Source organism: Austwickia chelonae NBRC 105200, from assembly GCF_000298175.1.
Lineage (GTDB): Bacteria > Actinomycetota > Actinomycetes > Actinomycetales > Dermatophilaceae > Austwickia > Austwickia chelonae.
In genome coordinates this window covers 106,096-122,247 of the sequence record NZ_BAGZ01000016.1, presented here as the reverse complement: position 1 = coordinate 122,247, position 16,152 = coordinate 106,096, and the positions used below count along the sequence as shown (strand labels likewise).

The 16,152-nt window shown below is 67.0% G+C and carries 12 protein-coding genes; 5 read left to right on the top strand and 7 right to left on the bottom strand.

Features of this window, described 5'->3' with window-relative positions:
• The first annotated feature begins 53 nt into the window (after positions 1–53).
• The 3 genes from lysX to AUCHE_RS17200 are packed head-to-tail and all read left to right on the top strand — an operon-like array spanning position 54 to position 4,895.
• Positions 54–3,365 (top strand): bifunctional lysylphosphatidylglycerol synthetase/lysine--tRNA ligase LysX, encoded by a 3,312-nt coding sequence (lysX, locus tag AUCHE_RS11335; RefSeq protein ID WP_006503445.1) that lies wholly within the window; start codon positions 54–56, stop codon positions 3,363–3,365.
• The gene (locus AUCHE_RS15820) at positions 3,362–4,180 is read left to right on the top strand and encodes a DUF998 domain-containing protein (protein WP_006503444.1); all 819 of its coding nucleotides are present in this window, start codon (positions 3,362–3,364) and stop codon (positions 4,178–4,180) included. Before lysX ends, AUCHE_RS15820 begins: the two co-directional genes overlap by 4 nt.
• On the top strand, positions 4,173–4,895 hold the full coding sequence (locus tag AUCHE_RS17200; RefSeq protein ID WP_006503443.1) for an alpha/beta fold hydrolase: 723 nt from the start codon (positions 4,173–4,175) through the stop codon (positions 4,893–4,895). Before AUCHE_RS15820 ends, AUCHE_RS17200 begins: the two co-directional genes overlap by 8 nt.
• A gap of 109 nt (positions 4,896–5,004) precedes the next feature.
• Here the strand turns inward: AUCHE_RS17200 and AUCHE_RS11320 are convergent, their stop codons facing one another.
• The 4 genes from AUCHE_RS11320 to AUCHE_RS11305 all read right to left on the bottom strand — a co-directional run bounded on the left by AUCHE_RS11320 (position 5,005) and on the right by AUCHE_RS11305 (position 9,254).
• Positions 5,005–5,946 (bottom strand): PI-PLC domain-containing protein, encoded by a 942-nt coding sequence (locus AUCHE_RS11320; RefSeq protein WP_006503442.1) that lies wholly within the window; start codon positions 5,944–5,946, stop codon positions 5,005–5,007.
• A 302-nt stretch (positions 5,947–6,248) separates the two neighbouring features.
• Positions 6,249–7,466, bottom strand: coding sequence for an MFS transporter (locus AUCHE_RS11315; protein ID WP_006503441.1), 1,218 nt, complete (start codon positions 7,464–7,466; stop codon positions 6,249–6,251).
• A gap of 32 nt (positions 7,467–7,498) precedes the next feature.
• The gene (locus AUCHE_RS11310) at positions 7,499–8,509 is read right to left on the bottom strand and encodes an alpha/beta hydrolase (RefSeq protein WP_006503440.1); all 1,011 of its coding nucleotides are present in this window, start codon (positions 8,507–8,509) and stop codon (positions 7,499–7,501) included.
• 82 nt (positions 8,510–8,591) lie between these two features.
• The gene (locus tag AUCHE_RS11305) at positions 8,592–9,254 is read right to left on the bottom strand and encodes a DUF4352 domain-containing protein (RefSeq protein WP_006503439.1); all 663 of its coding nucleotides are present in this window, start codon (positions 9,252–9,254) and stop codon (positions 8,592–8,594) included.
• Positions 9,255–9,606: 352 nt separating this feature from the next.
• On the opposite strand from AUCHE_RS11305, the gene AUCHE_RS11300 reads away from it, so the two are divergent.
• Positions 9,607–10,983 (top strand): hemolysin family protein, encoded by a 1,377-nt coding sequence (locus tag AUCHE_RS11300; protein WP_006503438.1) that lies wholly within the window; start codon positions 9,607–9,609, stop codon positions 10,981–10,983.
• Positions 10,980–12,059, top strand: coding sequence for a hemolysin family protein (locus AUCHE_RS11295; RefSeq protein ID WP_006503437.1), 1,080 nt, complete (start codon positions 10,980–10,982; stop codon positions 12,057–12,059). The genes AUCHE_RS11300 and AUCHE_RS11295 overlap by 4 nt, the downstream gene beginning before the upstream one ends.
• Positions 12,060–12,127: 68 nt before the next feature.
• On the opposite strand, the gene AUCHE_RS11290 is transcribed toward AUCHE_RS11295, so the two are convergent.
• The 3 genes from AUCHE_RS11290 to AUCHE_RS11280 all read right to left on the bottom strand — a co-directional run bounded on the left by AUCHE_RS11290 (position 12,128) and on the right by AUCHE_RS11280 (position 16,146).
• Complete coding sequence (locus AUCHE_RS11290) at positions 12,128–14,578, bottom strand: ABC transporter permease (RefSeq protein WP_006503436.1); 2,451 nt, start codon at positions 14,576–14,578, stop codon at positions 12,128–12,130.
• Between the two features lie 4 nt (positions 14,579–14,582).
• Positions 14,583–15,323 (bottom strand): ABC transporter ATP-binding protein, encoded by a 741-nt coding sequence (locus AUCHE_RS11285; protein WP_040322275.1) that lies wholly within the window; start codon positions 15,321–15,323, stop codon positions 14,583–14,585.
• 142 nt (positions 15,324–15,465) lie between these two features.
• Positions 15,466–16,146: a response regulator transcription factor gene (locus AUCHE_RS11280; RefSeq protein ID WP_006503434.1), complete on the bottom strand. Its 681-nt coding sequence runs from the start codon at positions 16,144–16,146 to the stop codon at positions 15,466–15,468.
• Between the last annotated feature and the right edge of the window lie 6 nt (positions 16,147–16,152).

Genomic DNA, 16,152 nt, shown 5'->3' with positions numbered 1-16,152 from the left:
GAAACAGCCTGTCGACCATTCGACGACTCAATGTGAGGAAGGCCAGAAGATCGATGCTCGATCAGTCAGCGCACGACCACCGCGAGGCTGAACGCCCCGGGTCTCCCACTGCAACGACGCCACCACCAGGGAAGCTCTCGAGCCGCGGGCTATGGGCATCGATCAGCGAGAACTTCCCCGGTTTCTTCGCCTTCATGGTCTTCCTCAACGGGTTGCTCACCGGTTTCCTGGCCCTGGCCGGAGTGGAATTCCGCGATCAGCATTTCGAGATCGTCGAGACGGTCGGGATGTACATCGACATCCAGGCCAATATCGCCTGGGCGACCGTGCTGATGTTGAACGCCGCCGCACTGGCCGCCCGCAAACGGGCCGCCTGGGCGCTCTCCCTGCTGTGGACGGTGCTCTTCTTCGCCATGGACATCGGCGACTACGTCTACGAAGATGCCTTGAACTGGGGCCCACTGGCCTTCCACAGCGTCGTCATCCTCCTGCTGGTGGCGACCCGCAAGGAGTTCTGGACCCGGGTCCGTAAGGTCGCCTACCTGCGGGCGTTGGGCACCCTCTTCGCCGGGCTGGCCATCTGCATCCCCATCGGATGGGGACTGCTCGAACTCGACCCCGGACAGGTTCCCCCGGAGCAACGCCTCGACTGGACCATCATCCAGGTCGCCGGGCTCGGCATCGAACAGGGCGGCTACTCCGAGTCACCGGCACCGGGCTGGGTGACCTTCATCCAGAGCTCCCTCGGCGCGCTCTGCCTAATCACCGCCATCGTCGTGATCTTCCGTACCCGCCGCGCCGAGGACCAACTGAGCGAGGCCGACGAGCAGGCCATACGGGTGCTCGTCGAACGACACGGCAGCGCCGACTCCTTGTCCTACTTCGCCTTGCGTCGCGACAAGTCGGTGGTCTTCAGCCCCGACGGGTTCGCCGCCGTCGCCTACCGGGTCGAGGCCGGGGTGTCCATCGCCTCGGGCGACCCCCTCGGCGACCCCAAGTCGTGGCCGGCCGCGATCGAGGCGTGGATGAAAGCCGCCCGCCCCTACGGGTGGGTTCCTGCGGCGATCGGAACCTCCCGAGCCGGAGCCGAGGCCTACCACCAGGCCGGATTCTCCGTACTCGACCTCGGTGACGAAGCCATCGTGCACACCGGACGTTTCTCGTTGCGCGGAGCCGAACGGGCACCGCTGCGGCGTGCGGTCGGCCACGCCGAGAAGGCCGGCGTCAAGGTGCGGATGCGTCGGCACGCCGACGTCCCGACCGAAGAACTGGCCCGCCTGGGGCAGCTGGCCGACGAATGGCGTGGCGACGAACCCGAGCGCGGTTTCTCCATGGCGCTCGGCCGCTGGAACGACCCGGCGGACGGGGAGTGCCTGCTGGCGGAAGCCGTCATCGGTATGGGAACTCCCGAGGAACAGGTGGTCGGCCTGTTGTCCTTCGTGCCCTGGGGTCGTGCCGGAGTGTCCCTGGACGTCATGCGTCGTTCCCCGGACGCCCCGAATGGCACCACGGAGTTGATGATCACCGACCTGTGCCGTCGCGCCGACGAGGTCGGTGTGCGTCGGGTCTCCCTGAACTTCGCGATGTTCCGGTCGGTCTTCGAAGAAGGCGCGGAGATCGGCGCCGGGCCGGTGCTGCGCCTGTGGCGGCGCATCCTGGTCTTCCTGTCGCGGTGGTGGCAGATGGAGTCGCTGTACCGCTCCAACCTGAAGTACCAGCCCGACTGGGAGCCGCGCTTCCTGTGCTTCCAGGACGGCGGGCAGCTGCCCCGCATCGGACTGGGCGTCGGAATCGCCGAAGGTTTCGTCGGCATGCCCCGCCCCTTCCGTCCGCTGCGCGGTGACGCGGCCGTCGTCTCCAGCAATGCCCCCGACCTCAGCGTCTTCGAGGTCGAGGAGCAGGTGCGTCGCTACCCCGAGCAGGAGCGGATCCGACGGGAGAAGGCCGACCACCTGATCGACTCCGGCGTCGACCCCTGGCCGATGTCGAAACCGCCGAGCCACGAGGTGAAGGACGTCGACGGGCTGGAGGAAGGCGCCCGGCTGTCCGTCTCGGGCCGGGCCCTGGGCATCCGCGACTTCGGCGGGGTCATCTTCGTCGAGCTGTGTGACTGGACCGGTCGGACCCAGCTCCTCCTGGACCGTCAGGTGTGCGGCGAGGCGATGTTGGAGGCCTTCCGCACCGGCGTCGACCTGGGCGACCTGATCGGGGTGTCCGGTCGTCGTGGCAAGTCGCGCAAGGGCGAACCGTCCGTCCTGGTCGACATGTGGCGGATGGAGGCCAAGTGTCTCCACCCGATGCCCGACAAGTGGCGCGGCCTGACCGACCCCGAAGCGCTGGTCCGCCAGCGGTATCTGGACCTCGCGGTCAACACGAAGACACGCGAACGGATGAGGGCCCGTTCCGCGGTCCTCACGTCGCTGCGTTCCACGCTCGGGTCGTACAAGTACCTCGAGGTGGAGACCCCGATCCTGCAGACCATCCACGGCGGGGCCAATGCTCGACCCTTCCGCACCCACATCAATGCGTACGACCTCGACCTGTACCTGCGGATCGCCCCTGAGCTGTACCTGAAGCGGCTGTGCGTCGGCGGCATGGACCGGGTCTTCGAACTGGGCCGGACCTTCCGCAACGAGGGCGTCGACTTCAGCCACAACCCGGAGTTCACGATCCTGGAGGCCTATGCCGCCCACGGCGACTACCTCACGATGATGGACCTGTGCCGGGAACTGATCCAGAACGCCGCGATCGCCGCGAACGGCGAGTGCGTGGTGCCCGGTCCGAACGGGGAGCGGGTGGACATCTCCGGGGAATGGCCGGTGAAGACCCTGCACGGTGCGATCTCCGAGGCCCTGGTGGAGATGGGCGGCCGTGAGATCACCGCGGACACCCCGGTGGAGATCCTGCGCGAACAGTGCGATCTGGCGGGAGTTCCTTATCTGAGCGGGTGGGACGCCGGCACGGTCGCCCTGGAGATGTACGAACGCCTGGTGGAGGAACACACCCAGCGTCCGACCTTCTACTGCGACTTCCCGGTGTCGGTGTCGCCGCTGACCCGTTCGCACCGGTCGACCCCCGGGGTCACCGAACGGTGGGACCTGGTGGCCTGGGGTGTCGAGCTGGGCACCGCCTACTCGGAGTTGACCGACCCGCTGGAACAGCGTCGACGGTTGACGGCGCAGTCGGAGAGTGCCGCCGCCGGTGACCCCGAGGCGATGGAACTGGACGAGGACTTCCTGGTCGCCCTGGAACACGGCATGCCACCGACCGGTGGCCTGGGCATGGGCGTGGACCGGTTGGTCATGATGATCACCGGTGCCAGCATCCGGGAGACCTTGCCCTTCCCGATGGCTCGTCCGCGATGACGGGGGAGAGCGCACAGAGCGATCCGTCGGAGGCCAAGGACGCGGTGTCGTCCGCGCCTGCGGGGAAGTCTGCAGGCGCGGTCGCCGGGGAAGCGGTCAACTGGGCGGCCGGAGTGGCTGCTGCGGGTCTGTTCTACCTGTCGTGGATCTGGGCACCCGTGGTGGCCGCCGACGGTCTGGACCCGATCAGCACCTATGCCAGTGAGCTGGCCGCCACCGACCAACCAGGTTCGTGGTTCTTCCGGGTCTCGGACCTGATCACCGGCCTGTTGATCGCTGCTGCTGCGGGATGGCGTGCTCACTTCCGTGAGCAGGGGCGTGCACGGTGGGGGTGGTGGGCGCTGACCGCTTTCGGGGTGGCGACCGTCGCCGACGCCCTGGCCCCGTTGTCGTGTGCGCCCAGCGCCGACAAGGTGTGTGCGGCCAAGGAGGCCGCTTTCGAATTGCACTGGACCCATTCGGCTCATGTCGGGACGAGTGTGACCGCGTCGGTGGCGATGATGGCGGCGGTCGTCCTGGTGACTCTTCCGTTGTTCCTGGCCCGCCGCCCCGCGGTGACGGACGGTGGACGTACGGCCGGGTTGCGGATGGTGTTGGGGGCTTCGGCCGCGGGTTATCTCCTGGGTACGGCATGGACGATGGTCGAGGTCTCGCGGGCGTCGATCGACTGGCCGTGGCCTGCTCTGCTGGGGATCGCTCAGCGTTTCCAGGTGGGGAGCGGTTCGGTGTGGATGTTGGCCTTGGCGGGTCTGGTGTTCTGGGGCGGGCTGGCGGCGACTCGCGGCGGCCGGGCCGAGGAGCGTCCCGATGTCTGAGGACGGCGAGGTGACGGCGGCTTCCTGCCCGGAGTCGGAGTCCCGTCGGATTCTGCTCTTCACCGGCGCGGGCATGGTCTCCCGTAGCTATCAGGGTCTGCTGCGGCGTTGCCTTCCTGAGGGGCGTTACGAGGTCTGGGAGCGGAACAGCGGCGATATCGAGGCGGATGTGGCCGGTGCGGCCGAGATCTGCGCGGAGGATCCGCCGGGCAGTGTCGTCGTCGTCGCCCATTCGATGGGGGCTTTCGCGGCCGAGGCGTTCGTGCGCCGGCACCCTGATCGGGTGGGCGGTCTGGTCCTGTTGGATCCGAGTGCGGAATTGGACCTGTCGGCGCCGACCGAGGACGTGGCCGCTCTGTCGTCCTTGCCGGGTCGGCATTGGGCGGGTCGGATCCCGGTGGTGCGGCGTTTCCTGCGTGACTTCCGCCGGTACGACTGTGATGCGGCGGCGGTGGCCGCGCTGCGGGTCGCTTCGTCGCTGCCGGATGTTCCGGTGGTGGTGGTGACGGCTCTGCTGACCCGGTGGCGTTCGGGTGATCGTCGCTGGAAGGAGGTTCAGGGGCGTCTGGTGGCGGAACTGGCTTCGGCGCATCCCCAGGGTGATCGGGGGGTCACCTGGGAGTTCCTGGTGCCTTGTGGCCATGCCGTCATGTGGTGGCGTCCTGCGGCTACTGCGCAGATCGTGCGATCGGTGGTGGACCGGACGCGGGGGTGAACCCGGTGCCGTCGGTGGACGGCGTCCGATATCGAGGACGGGGCGGGTGGGATGCGTCGGATGCATCTCACCCGCCCCGTCGGTTCAGGGGGCGCCGGTCAGTTCCGGGTCACCAGGGTTTGTCGTCGTTGGTGGCCATCCGGTGGGTGCTGGGGTGTTTGCCGACCCAGTCGGTGACGGATTTCAGTGCCTGCTCGGTGTGGCTGTGGTAGTAGAAGTGTGTCGCTTTGAAGCCGGTGATCATGCCGTCGACGTGGGCGTCTGCGAGCAGACCGTGGACGTGGTCGGGCTGGTTCTTGGCGATGGTCCAGGCGAAGGTGCGGCCGAATTCACCTGCGTCCCGGGCGAGGGAGGAGCGGCGTAGTTCATTGCACGTCTTGTTGGCTTTGTCGCCGCAGTCGCCGAAGCCGGTGACGATGTTGAACAGGCCGTAGTCGGCGACCCGCTGCTTCGGCGGGACGTGCTTGCCGTGTTCGTCGAACTGTTGTTTGACGCTGCCGTAGGACCCGCTGACGGAGACGGCTTCGTTCTGGTTCAGGGATTGGGTGATGGTCTTCCATCCGCCGCCGCCGACGGTCTTGTAGAACCCGTAGAGGACCTTGATGCCGACGGGTTCGAGGATCTCGCGGGCCTTGCTCTGCAGGTGGGCTACCGAGCAGTGTTTCCATGCGGGGACCTGCGAGTCGCAGAAGTCCGGGTTCTTGATGTCGAGCCAGACGAAGCTGACGTTCCGGCCGTCCTTGCGGTTCTGGGCGATGCGTTTGAACATCGGCTCGACCGTGTCACCTCTGCTGGTGAGGGTGCCGTCGTGGTCGGCGTACCAGCCTGCCTTCCAGGCGGTGAGGTCGACCTCAAGGGCGTTGTAGCCCATTTTCAGGGCGTCGTCGACGCCTCCGGTGGTGAGGACGCGGTGGGCGATGGCGTAGATCGGCCGTTGGTGGGACGGCGCGGGTGCGGTGGGTGCTGCGTGGGCGGGGGCGATGACGGTTCCGGCGGCCAGTGCGGCGGCGAAGGTTCCGGCCATCAGCGTGCGCAAAGTGTGTTTTGACAAGGATGCTCTTTTCCGAGGGGCCGCGAATAATGCACTGAGTGCATTGTTCGCGGACGTTCAGAGTGCCCTCTTCAGGGATGGGCATTCTGTGTGAATGGAAAAACCACGGCGGGACGGGATAATACAACATATTTGCGACTCGTCCCAGGTGGAGCCTATAAAGCAAGGCTGGGCGGCCGATAAGTCCGTAGCGTCGCAATCCGCTCGATTATCCAGCGAAAACTCAGTAAATAGATGGGTTATTCCAAGGTCAAGAATTGGTGAAAAAAGTTGCCATACGGTGTTCCGCCGACCACGGGTGATCAACCGACAGATGCGGACCCACGCCGCGGACGCAGCAGAACCGCTTCCGACAGCGCCAGGCCGCCGGCCGCCACGATCAACACGAGCAACCACCCCACCAGCGCCCGCCACCCGTAGGCGTGGAAGACGACCCCCGACAGGTAACCCACCACCGAACTCCCCAGGTAATAACTCGTCAGGTACAACCCTGAGGCCTCCGCCCGGTCCCGCACCGCCAGCGCCCCCACCCACCCCGAAGCTACCGAATGCACCGTGAAGAAACCCGTCGTGAACACCGCCGTCCCCAGGAGCACCATCCACAAGGAATCCACCAGCACCGCAGGCATGCCCGCCAGGCACAGGCCGACCCCGGCCAATAACACCCGCTGCCGACCGAATCGCGCCGCCGACACACCGGCCCGGGCAGAGGCCACCGTCCCGCACAGATAGAGCAGAAAGATCGACCCGACCTCGGTCTGACTCAACCCGAACGGCTCGGCCAACAAGTGGTAACCCAGGTAGTTGTACAACGAGACGAAGACCCCCATCAGCACGAAGGCCACCGCGAACAGACCCATCAACCGTCGGTCCCGACAATGCCTGGCCAACGCCCGGGACTCCTCCCGCCAACGCAGACTCTTCGGACGAAAACGCCGCTGAGCAGGCATCACCGCCGTCATCACCCCGGCGCAGAGCGCAGCCACCGACGATGTCGCGAACAAAGCCCACGACCACGAGGTCACATCCAGGGCCATCGCCGGGATCAACCGTCCGGACAACCCGCCGACCGTCGTCCCCGCCACATACAGGCCCATCACCCAGGACAGGTCATCCGCGTGGATCTCCTCACTCAGCCACGCCATCGCCGTCGCCGGAACCCCCGCCAGCAGAAGACCCTGCACCGCCCGCCCGGCGACCAACCACCAGATCGTCGGAGCCCAGGGCAGAACCAGGCCGAGCACCGCGGCCGCGATCGCCGACAGGATGATCACCCGGCCCCGGCCGAAACGCTCCGAGAGCACCGACGCCGGCAGGATCGCCGCCGCCATCACACCGGTCGTCGCACTCACCGCCAACGACGCCCGCGCCGGATCAGCCCCCAGGTCGGCGGTCAGCGCCGGCATCAACGCCTGCGTGCAGTACAACGCATTGAACGAACCCAACCCGGCACAGACCACCGCCACCACGGCCCGGGTGAACCCTGCTGACCCACGTGACAAGCCCTGGGGAAGTTCCACGAACTGCCTCCTCGACGCGGACGAACTGCAGTTCAGGAACCTACTCCCGCCCTCCCGTCCGGATTCAGGGGGGTCGCCCCGGCCTGTTCGTCCAACCAGGCCAACACGTCACGGACCACCCGGTCCCGACAGCGATCGTTCAGGATCTCGTGCCTCGCCCCTCGATACAGCTGGGAACGGACGTCCCGCACCCCCGAGTCTCGGAGGAGCTGCTTGGTCTGCAGGACGCCCCGCCAGGCATCGCCCACCGGGTCGTCGGAACCGGCGATCAGGAGGATCGGCAGCCACGGCGGCATCCCCGACACCCGTGCCCGGTCGTGCACCGGCCCGATCCCGGCCAACAGATCCGCGTAGAACTGCGTCGTGCACACGAAACCGCACCACGGATCGGCCACATAGGCGGACACCTCCCGGGACAAGGTCGAGAGCCACTCGAAACCGGTGACCTGCTCCGGAGGAAGGCCCTGCTCGAAGGGACGGTTGAACGACCCGAACAACAACCGGTCCAGGGTCGACGAGCGGGCCTGACGGCCCCGTAACGCAGCCTCGGAGCGGGCCAGCGCCAACCCGGCCCACCTGCTCGGTCCCGGGTCGCCGGCCGTGCCGCACAACACCGCCCCGGCCAGGTCGTCGCCATGGGTCTGCAGATAGGCCCGGACCACGAGACTGCCCATGCTGTGTCCGAACAGGAAGACCGGTCGTCCCGGATGGCGCGCGGACGCGGTGCGTACCACCTCGTCCAGATCGGCGAGCAGCAGTGGCCAGCCCGCCCGGTCGGCCAGATGGCCCAAGGGCCGCCCGTTGGCCACCGCGGTACGCCCGTGGCCACGCTGGTCGTAGGCATAGGTCGCGAACCCTGCCGCAGCCAGTTCCTCGGCGAAGGAGGCGTATCGGCGGCAGCGCTCCGCCATCCCGTGCACGATCACCACCACCGCACGGGACGGGTCCGTGTCCGGCGCGTCAGCCGGAGCCGCGGGTGACCAGGAACAGCCGTGCAGAGAGAGATCGTCGACGGCGGCGGCGACGAATTCGGTGCATCCCATGGGCGCAGACTAATGCGGCGCACGAGAACCGGAGGGTGCCCTGCCACCGGATATCGGACGACCGGTCACCCTCCGGCCGGAATCAGAGTTTGACGGTCACTCCTCCGGAGAACATCGAATCGTGCAATTTCACTTTCTCCAGTTTCTGCCCGGCGGGGATGTCGAACAGGAGAGGAACCTGCATCTGGTTTCCGGGGTTGATCTCCTTGATCCAATTGCTCGAGTCGAGTTTCTTCTCGAGGGCATAATCGAACATGGCCTTGGACGACGGGCTGAACTGGGTCTCGCCGATATACGCCTTCTGGTTGCTGTCACTGAATGTCTGCGGCTTGTCGCCGATATTCTTGACGGTGATGTCGATGACGCAGAACTGTCCTTGCGCTTTCGACTTCATGTACTCGGTGCCCACCGAGGTAATCCCGCAGGTGGCTTTGTTCGCGGTGAACTCGAACTTGCCGTCCCGGGCCGGAGTACCGACTGCTGCGCCTTCCGGGGCAGCCTTCGGTTGACCGGCCGGAGATTCAGCAGCCTTCTCCTGCTTCGTTGTTCCTGTGCTTCCGTTGACAGCGGTCCAGCCGATCAGCGCTGCCAGGAGGCCGAGCGGAATCAGGAAACGTTTCTTCTTGTACAACGGGACTTTCGGCGGTGGCGGCGGTGGCGGCGCCCACTGTCCTTGAGGCGGAGGCATGCCATAGGGCTGCTGTGGATAGTGCTGGTGTGGTTCACCGCCAGGTTCGTTGTTCATCGTGTCGCCCTCCTGTGGACGGCTTTCGGAATGATGAGATTTTTTGCGTGTTGACGCGGCAGGAACTCCTCCCTGCGGTACTTGCCCTATGAATTTTGCGCTTTTTGTAGAATTTTTTGGGGATGTCGGGGTTGTTTCTTGGAGAAAAGCAGGAGATCGCCCGGGCTAAGCCCGTTGAACAGGAAGAACACCCGGAGACCGGCGTCGTGGAAAACAGCGACGCATCCAGCCGGCGTTCATCGGACACACTGGTGCCCATCGGAGGTGCTGCATAAAATAGGCCTTTCACCTCATCGTCAAGATGAGCCCCGGGCGGCACATCCACCCCCGGGACCAGCCACGAAGCGGAGAAATGACCGAGCTCGCGCTCCTTCTGTTGTCCCTGATCCTCGTCGCTGCCTGTGGCCTGTTCGTGGCCGCAGAATTCGCCTTCCTGACCGTAGACCGGAACCACGTCGAAAGTCGGGCAGCCGAAGGCGACCCCGGCGCCCGTGGAGTGCTCGCCGCACTACGCACCCTCTCCACCCAGCTGTCCGGCGCACAACTCGGGATCACCATCACCAATCTCGCCATCGGATTCCTCTCCGAACCCGCGCTGGCCGCCCTCATCGCACCCGGACTGAGCCGCCTCGGACTGGACGGCGCCGGATCACGTGCCGTCTCCCTGACCCTGGCGATGCTGCTCTCCACCACCCTCACCATGGTCTTCGGGGAACTCGTCCCCAAGAACCTCGCCATCGCCCTGCCCGAACGCACCGCGCGAGCCGTACAAGCCCCCATGCGCGGATTCACCATCGCGACCAAACCGATGATCACCCTGCTCAACGGATCGGCCAACCGAGCCCTGCGACGCATGGGCATCGAACCCACCGAGGAACTCGCCAGCGCCCGCAGCCCCGAAGAACTCCACTTCCTCGTCGCCCGCTCGGCACGCGAAGGGACACTCCCCGAAGACACCGCCGAACTCGTGCAACGCAGCATCGAATTCGGCGAACGCCGCGCCAGCGACGTGATGACCCCGCGCACCCGGGTCGACTTCGTCCACATCGGAGACAGCGTCGCCGACGTCGTCGGACACGTCCACGAGACCGGACACGCCCGCTTCCCCGTCCTCGACGCCGAGACCGACCGCGTCGTCGGCGTCATCACCACCCGACAGGTACTGCGGGTACCGGCAGCCGACCGCTCCCGCGTCGCCGTCACCGACGTCATGGACACCCCGGTCCTCGTCCCCGGATCCATCGACCTGGACTCCCTCCTGGGAGACCTCCGCGACGGATCGCAGCAGATCGCCGTCGTCATCGACGAATACGGCGGCGTCGACGGCATCGTCACCCTCGAAGACCTCATCGAGGAGATCACCGGCGAACTCGAGGACGAACACGACACCCCCGTCACCGCCCGACAGACCAGACCCGGCACCTGGGAGGTCTCCGGGCTGCTCCGCCCCGACGAGGTCGAGGAGATCACCGGGGTACTCCTGCCCGAGGACGCCGAATACGAAACCCTCGCCGGGCTCATCGTCGACCGCCTCAACCGCCTCGCCGAACGAGGAGACGTCGTCGACGTCACCGGCGAGGACGAAGAACACCGCCGCTACCCGGTATCCCTGACCGTCACCGGCCTCGACGCGCTACGGGTCGACCGGGTCCGCATCGACGTGGGAGAAGCCCTGCCCGACGACGACAACACCGCCACCACCGCCCCGACCACGGACGACCGCCGATGACCAACTGGATCATGCTCCTCGTCGCCACGCTCCTCCTCCTGCTCAACGCCTTCTTCGTCGGAGCCGAATTCGCCGTGATCTCCGCACGTCGTAGCGCCATCGAACCCCAAGCCCACGCCGGATCGGCCCCCGCACGAGTCGTCCTCGGCGCCATGGAACGCGTCTCGCTCATGCTGGCCACCGCCCAACTGGGCATCACCCTGGCCTCCCTCGGACTGGGCGCCGTCGCCGAACCGGCCCTCGCCCACCTGATCGAAGCACCCTTCCTGGCACTGGGGGTCGACACCCACCTCGTCCACCCGGTGGCCTTCGTCCTCGCCCTGCTGATCGTGGTCTACCTGCACGTCGTCCTCGGCGAGATGATCCCCAAGAACATCGCCCTGGCCGGACCGGACAAGGCCGCGCTCTGGCTGGTCCCCCCACTCGTGGTCGTCACCAAGATCCTCGGCCCCTTCGTGATCGCCCTCAACGCCCTCGCCAACGGGATCCTGCGCCTCGTCCGAGTCACCCCCAAGGACGAGGTCGCCAGCGCCTTCACCCGCGAACAGGTCCAGGCCATGGTCGACGAAGCCGCCGAGGAAGGACTGCTCGACGACAAGGAGAAAGCCCTGCTGGCCGGAGCCCTGCACTTCGACGAGGACACCGTCACCGCAGCGCTCATCCCCGCAGACCGGGTCGCCAGCGCCCGCCTCGGACAGAGCTGCGCCGACATCGAGACCATCGCCGCCGACACCGGATACTCACGTCTCCCGGTGCTCTCCCCGGACGGCGCCGGCTACATCGGCTACATCCACCTGAAGGACGTCATCACCGCCGACCCGGAGTCCCTCGACAAGACCCTCGTCGCCGACGTGGTCCGCCCGCTGCCCGCCGTCGAACAGAACGCCAGCCTGCGCACCCTCCTGGAAGCGATGAAGAGCTCCCAGGTGCACATCGCCCAGGTCCGCAGCGTCGACCTCGCCCCCGACGAAACCCCCGGCCAGGTCGACCCCGACCGCGGCGAACTACGAGGGATCGTGACCCTGGAAGACGTCCTGGGACGACTCGTCGGACACATCCGCGCCGAACGAGGCTGACCCGCACCCGGACGACGAAGGGGGGGAGGACACCGACCGTGTCCTCCCCCCTCCAACAGACCGGAGACCTACTCCGCGGCCAGCGCCGCGCTCGGCGGAACCTTCGCCGCCCGCCTCCCCGGAAGGACGGAAGCCGCCCACCCGGCGAGAAGAGCCACCACCGTCACCCCCAGGAGAGTGCCCCACGGCAGATTCAACGGGACGTCCACCTTGTCACCCACCGCCGCCTGAAGCAGCGAGAACCCGTAGAAGGTCCCCAGGACCAGACCCAGGACGACCCCGACCGAGGCCAGAAGCACAGCCTCCACCCCCAACATGCGCCGGAGCTGGCGCCGGGTGATGCCCAGCGCGCGCAGCAGACCGGACTCCTGGGTGCGTTCCAGCACGGACAGACTCAAGGTGTTGCTGATCCCCACCAGGGCGATCAACACGGACACCCCCAGCATCCCGGTAGCCAACGCGAGCAGCATCTGCACCACCGTGTCGAACTGGGCGCGCAAGGCGGCCGCGCCACCGATCTGCACCGCGGGCACCCCCTTGAGGGCCTCGCTGATCCGTTCCTGGGCGACCGCGGTGTCGGTCCCGTCGGCATACCGGGCCCAGAGCACGTTCTGCGCCTTGGGGGTCAGCTGACGCAGCGTGCTCTCCGTGACGATCGCCAGGTCGCCGCTGCGGGGTCGGACTAGCGTCGTCAAGGAGACCGACCGGCCGTCCGGGCCCTTCACGGAGATGGTGGAACCGTCCTTGAAGCCGTCCTCCGACGGCAGGATGACGACCCCGTCCTTCAGGTCGGAGAACACCTCGGCAGCGCGGGAGGCCTTGCCGTTCTCCGCGGAGACCCCGAACAGTTCGCGGTCGGTGCTGGTCTCCACGCCCTTCGCGTTCTTGCCCTGGAGTTTCACCTGCGCCATGAGCGGCGAGCTCACCGTGGTGACACCGGATACGTTGCGGACCTTGTCCGCCGCGGAGGCCGGGATATTCCCCCCTGCCGAGGTGACGATGACGTCGACCGGAGTCACCTTGTCGAGTTCCTGTTCGATGATCTGCTGCGCGCTGGTGATGCTCACCGTCAACAGGGTGATCAGGGTGACCCCGACCAGGAGCGCACTGGAGGTCGCCGCGGACCGGGACGGATTCCGGCGGGCATTGTCGACCGCCAACTGCCCCGGGATCCCTCCGAAGCGGCTCGGGAGCACACCGATCAGGCCGGCCATCGCAGGCACGACGAGCGCGCCCAGCATGATCACGCCGATCAGGGAGAGCGCAGCACCCCCGCCGGCCCAGGCCGCCTCCCCGGCGGAGGCGCCTCCGGCCACCATGGCGAATCCGCCCAGGGCGAAGAGCACGCCCACGGAGATCCGGATCTTCCCGCTGCGGGACTTCTTCAACGGTTCGATCTGCGGGCGCAGGGCGGCCATCGGTGCCACCTTGGTCGCCTGACGGGCCGGGAGAACCGCGGACAGCGTCGTCACCGTCACCCCGACGAACAGCGGGACGAGCAGATCGGTCGCGGAGAAATGGATGCCGTGGAACTCGACGCCCATCTCCTGGGAGAGCAAGGACACCAGTCCGACGGCGCCGAAGCCGAGCAGGATGCCCACGAGCGAGGCCACGGTGGAGAGCGCCACGGCCTCCTTGAGCACCGACCCGAAGACCTGGCGGCGGGTGGCGCCGATGCACCGCAGCAGCGCGAGTTCCCGGATCCGCTGTGCGATCAGGATGGAGAAGGTGTTCGCGATGACGATGGAGCTGACCAGGACGGAGATCGCCGCGAAGCCCAGGAGCAGACCGGTCACGATCTTGCCCGCCGACGACAGGACCTTCATGCGTTCCTTGATCTCCTCCTGGCCGGTCCTGATCTGCAAGGAGGATGCGCCGGAGAGTTTCTTCACCTGGTCGCGGAGCGTCGCCTGGTCCACCGAGGGCGCCATGACGTAGGCGTTCTGGAAACGGTCCTTGCCGCTCCACGTGGCCAGGTCGGCGTCACTCGCGTACACGGAGGCGTAGAGCTTCTCCGCGCCCTGCCGTTCGGCGAAGATCCCGACGACGCGGACCTTGGCGGGCTGCTGGGTCTCCCCGAAGAGGGTGATCTCCTGGCCCAGTTTCACCTGGCGGCTCTTGGCCAGACTGTGGCTGACCACGACCTCACCGGTAGCGGACGGCAGACGGCCCGAGGAGAGGGTGGCGTCCTCGCCGTCGCGGGGGAGGCTGCGTCCGGTGGTGGTGCCCTCGCGGCCGTCCAGTTCCTGCTGGAGGTCGACCTCCATCTTGGCCCGGACCGAATCGACCCCGGGGACCTTCTTGAGCTGTTCGACGAAGTCCTTGGAGATGCCTGAGGTGGCCGGGTCCTCACCCGGTTTGGCGGAGACGACGACCGTCGAGTCGCCGACGTCCTTCGCCGCCACCTTGTGGAAGGACGCCTGGAAGGTGCTGCCCAGGATCAGGGCGGCCGCGACGAAGGCGACCCCCAGGACGATCGCGATGCCCGCCGATATCAGGCGGCGTGGTTGTGCGAACACGGGTTCAGGCCGTCCAGAGTCCGAGTTCGGACAGTTGTCCGTTGGTGGGCTGTTGGTGGACGTCCGAGCGGATCCGGCCGTCGGCCAGGGTGATCACCCGGTCGGTGTACGACGCGGCGTGCGCGTCGTGGGTGACCATCACGATGGTCTGTCCCAGCTCGTAGACGCTGCGGGCCAGGAACTCCAGGAGGGCGTTGCCCGATGCCGAGTCCAGGGCGCCGGTCGGTTCGTCGGCGAAGATCACCTGGGGTTGGGCGACCAGTACCCGGGCGACGGCGACCCGCTGCTGCTGCCCGCCGGACATCTGGGAAGGACGGTGGCCCAGGCGGCCGTCGATGCCCAGGACCGACACGACCTGGTCGAAGAGCTCCTGGTCGACCTTGCGGCCGGCCAGTTTGAGCGGGAGGAGGATGTTGGCGCGGGCGTCCAGGGTGGGCATCAGGTTGAACGCCTGGAAGATGAAGCCGACCCGGTCGCGGCGCAGCCGGGTCAGGTCGTCGTCGGAGAGCCCGGTGATCTCGGTGTCCCCGATCCACGACCGGCCGGACGTGGCCTCGTCGAGCCCTGCTGCCACGTGCATCAGGGTGGACTTGCCCGACCCGGAAGGACCCATGATGGCGGTGAAGGCTCCGGATTCGATCTCGACGCTGACGTGGTCGAGGGCGGTGACGGCGTTCTCCCCGGAACCGTAACGTTTCATCAGGTTCTCGGTGCGGACCGCCATCGGGCGGTGGGATATCGGCATGGTTTCTCCGTGGCGTCTGACGAGCATGGTGGTGCCCGGTCGACGCTATAGAGGACGCACCCGCCACCGGATCAACCGTGGGCGCGAACTGTGGCCTACGACTGTGGTCGTAGACGGCGGCGCCCGGAGGTGGACCGGGGGATCAACAGGCGGGTCGGACCAGCCCTGTGTCGTAGGCGAGGACGACCATCTGGACCCGGTCGCGCAGGGAGAGCTTCGCGAGGATCCGTCCGATGTGGGATTTCACGGTGGCTTCGGTGACGAAGAGGGCCGCGGAGATCTCGGCATTGGACAGGCCTCTGCCGACGGCGGTGAGCACTTCCCGTTCACGTTCGGTGAGCAGGGCGAGACGTTCGTCGGGGGAACGCATCTCCTCGACGGTGATGGGCAGGCCGGGCACGACCCTGGCGAGCAGTCGTCGGGTCGCGCTGGGGGCGACGACGGCGTCTCCGGAGTGGACGGCGCGGACCGCGGTGAGGAGTTCTTCCGGCCCGGCGTCCTTGAGGAGGAAACCGGAGGCGCCGGCCTTCAGCCCGGCGTAGACATATTCGTCGAGATCGAAGGTGGTCAGGACGAGCACTCTGACCTGCGAGGACGCGGTGATCAACCGGGTGGCTTCGACGCCGTCCATCACGGGCATCCGGATGTCCATCAGCACGATGTCGATGGACGGGGCGTTCTCGTCGGCGGACAGGACCGCGTCCACGGCTTCTCGACCGTTGCCGACCTCACCGACGATCTCCATGTCCGACTGGGCGTCCAGCACCATGCGGAAACCTGCCCGGACGAGGGCTTGGTCGTCGGCGATCAGCAGCCGAATCATGGTGTT

Coding starts and splice junctions, on each gene's coding strand:
- lysX (WP_006503445.1), top strand. CDS start 54: ATGCTCGATCAGTCAGCGCACGACCACCGCGAGGCTGAACGCCCCGGG.
- AUCHE_RS15820 (WP_006503444.1), top strand. CDS start 3,362: ATGACGGGGGAGAGCGCACAGAGCGATCCGTCGGAGGCCAAGGACGCG.
- AUCHE_RS17200 (WP_006503443.1), top strand. CDS start 4,173: ATGTCTGAGGACGGCGAGGTGACGGCGGCTTCCTGCCCGGAGTCGGAG.
- AUCHE_RS11310 (WP_006503440.1), bottom strand. CDS start 8,509: ATGGGATGCACCGAATTCGTCGCCGCCGCCGTCGACGATCTCTCTCTG.
- AUCHE_RS11305 (WP_006503439.1), bottom strand. CDS start 9,254: ATGAACAACGAACCTGGCGGTGAACCACACCAGCACTATCCACAGCAG.
- AUCHE_RS11300 (WP_006503438.1), top strand. CDS start 9,607: ATGACCGAGCTCGCGCTCCTTCTGTTGTCCCTGATCCTCGTCGCTGCC.
- AUCHE_RS11295 (WP_006503437.1), top strand. CDS start 10,980: ATGACCAACTGGATCATGCTCCTCGTCGCCACGCTCCTCCTCCTGCTC.
- AUCHE_RS11285 (WP_040322275.1), bottom strand. CDS start 15,323: ATGCCGATATCCCACCGCCCGATGGCGGTCCGCACCGAGAACCTGATG.
- AUCHE_RS11280 (WP_006503434.1), bottom strand. CDS start 16,146: ATGATTCGGCTGCTGATCGCCGACGACCAAGCCCTCGTCCGGGCAGGT.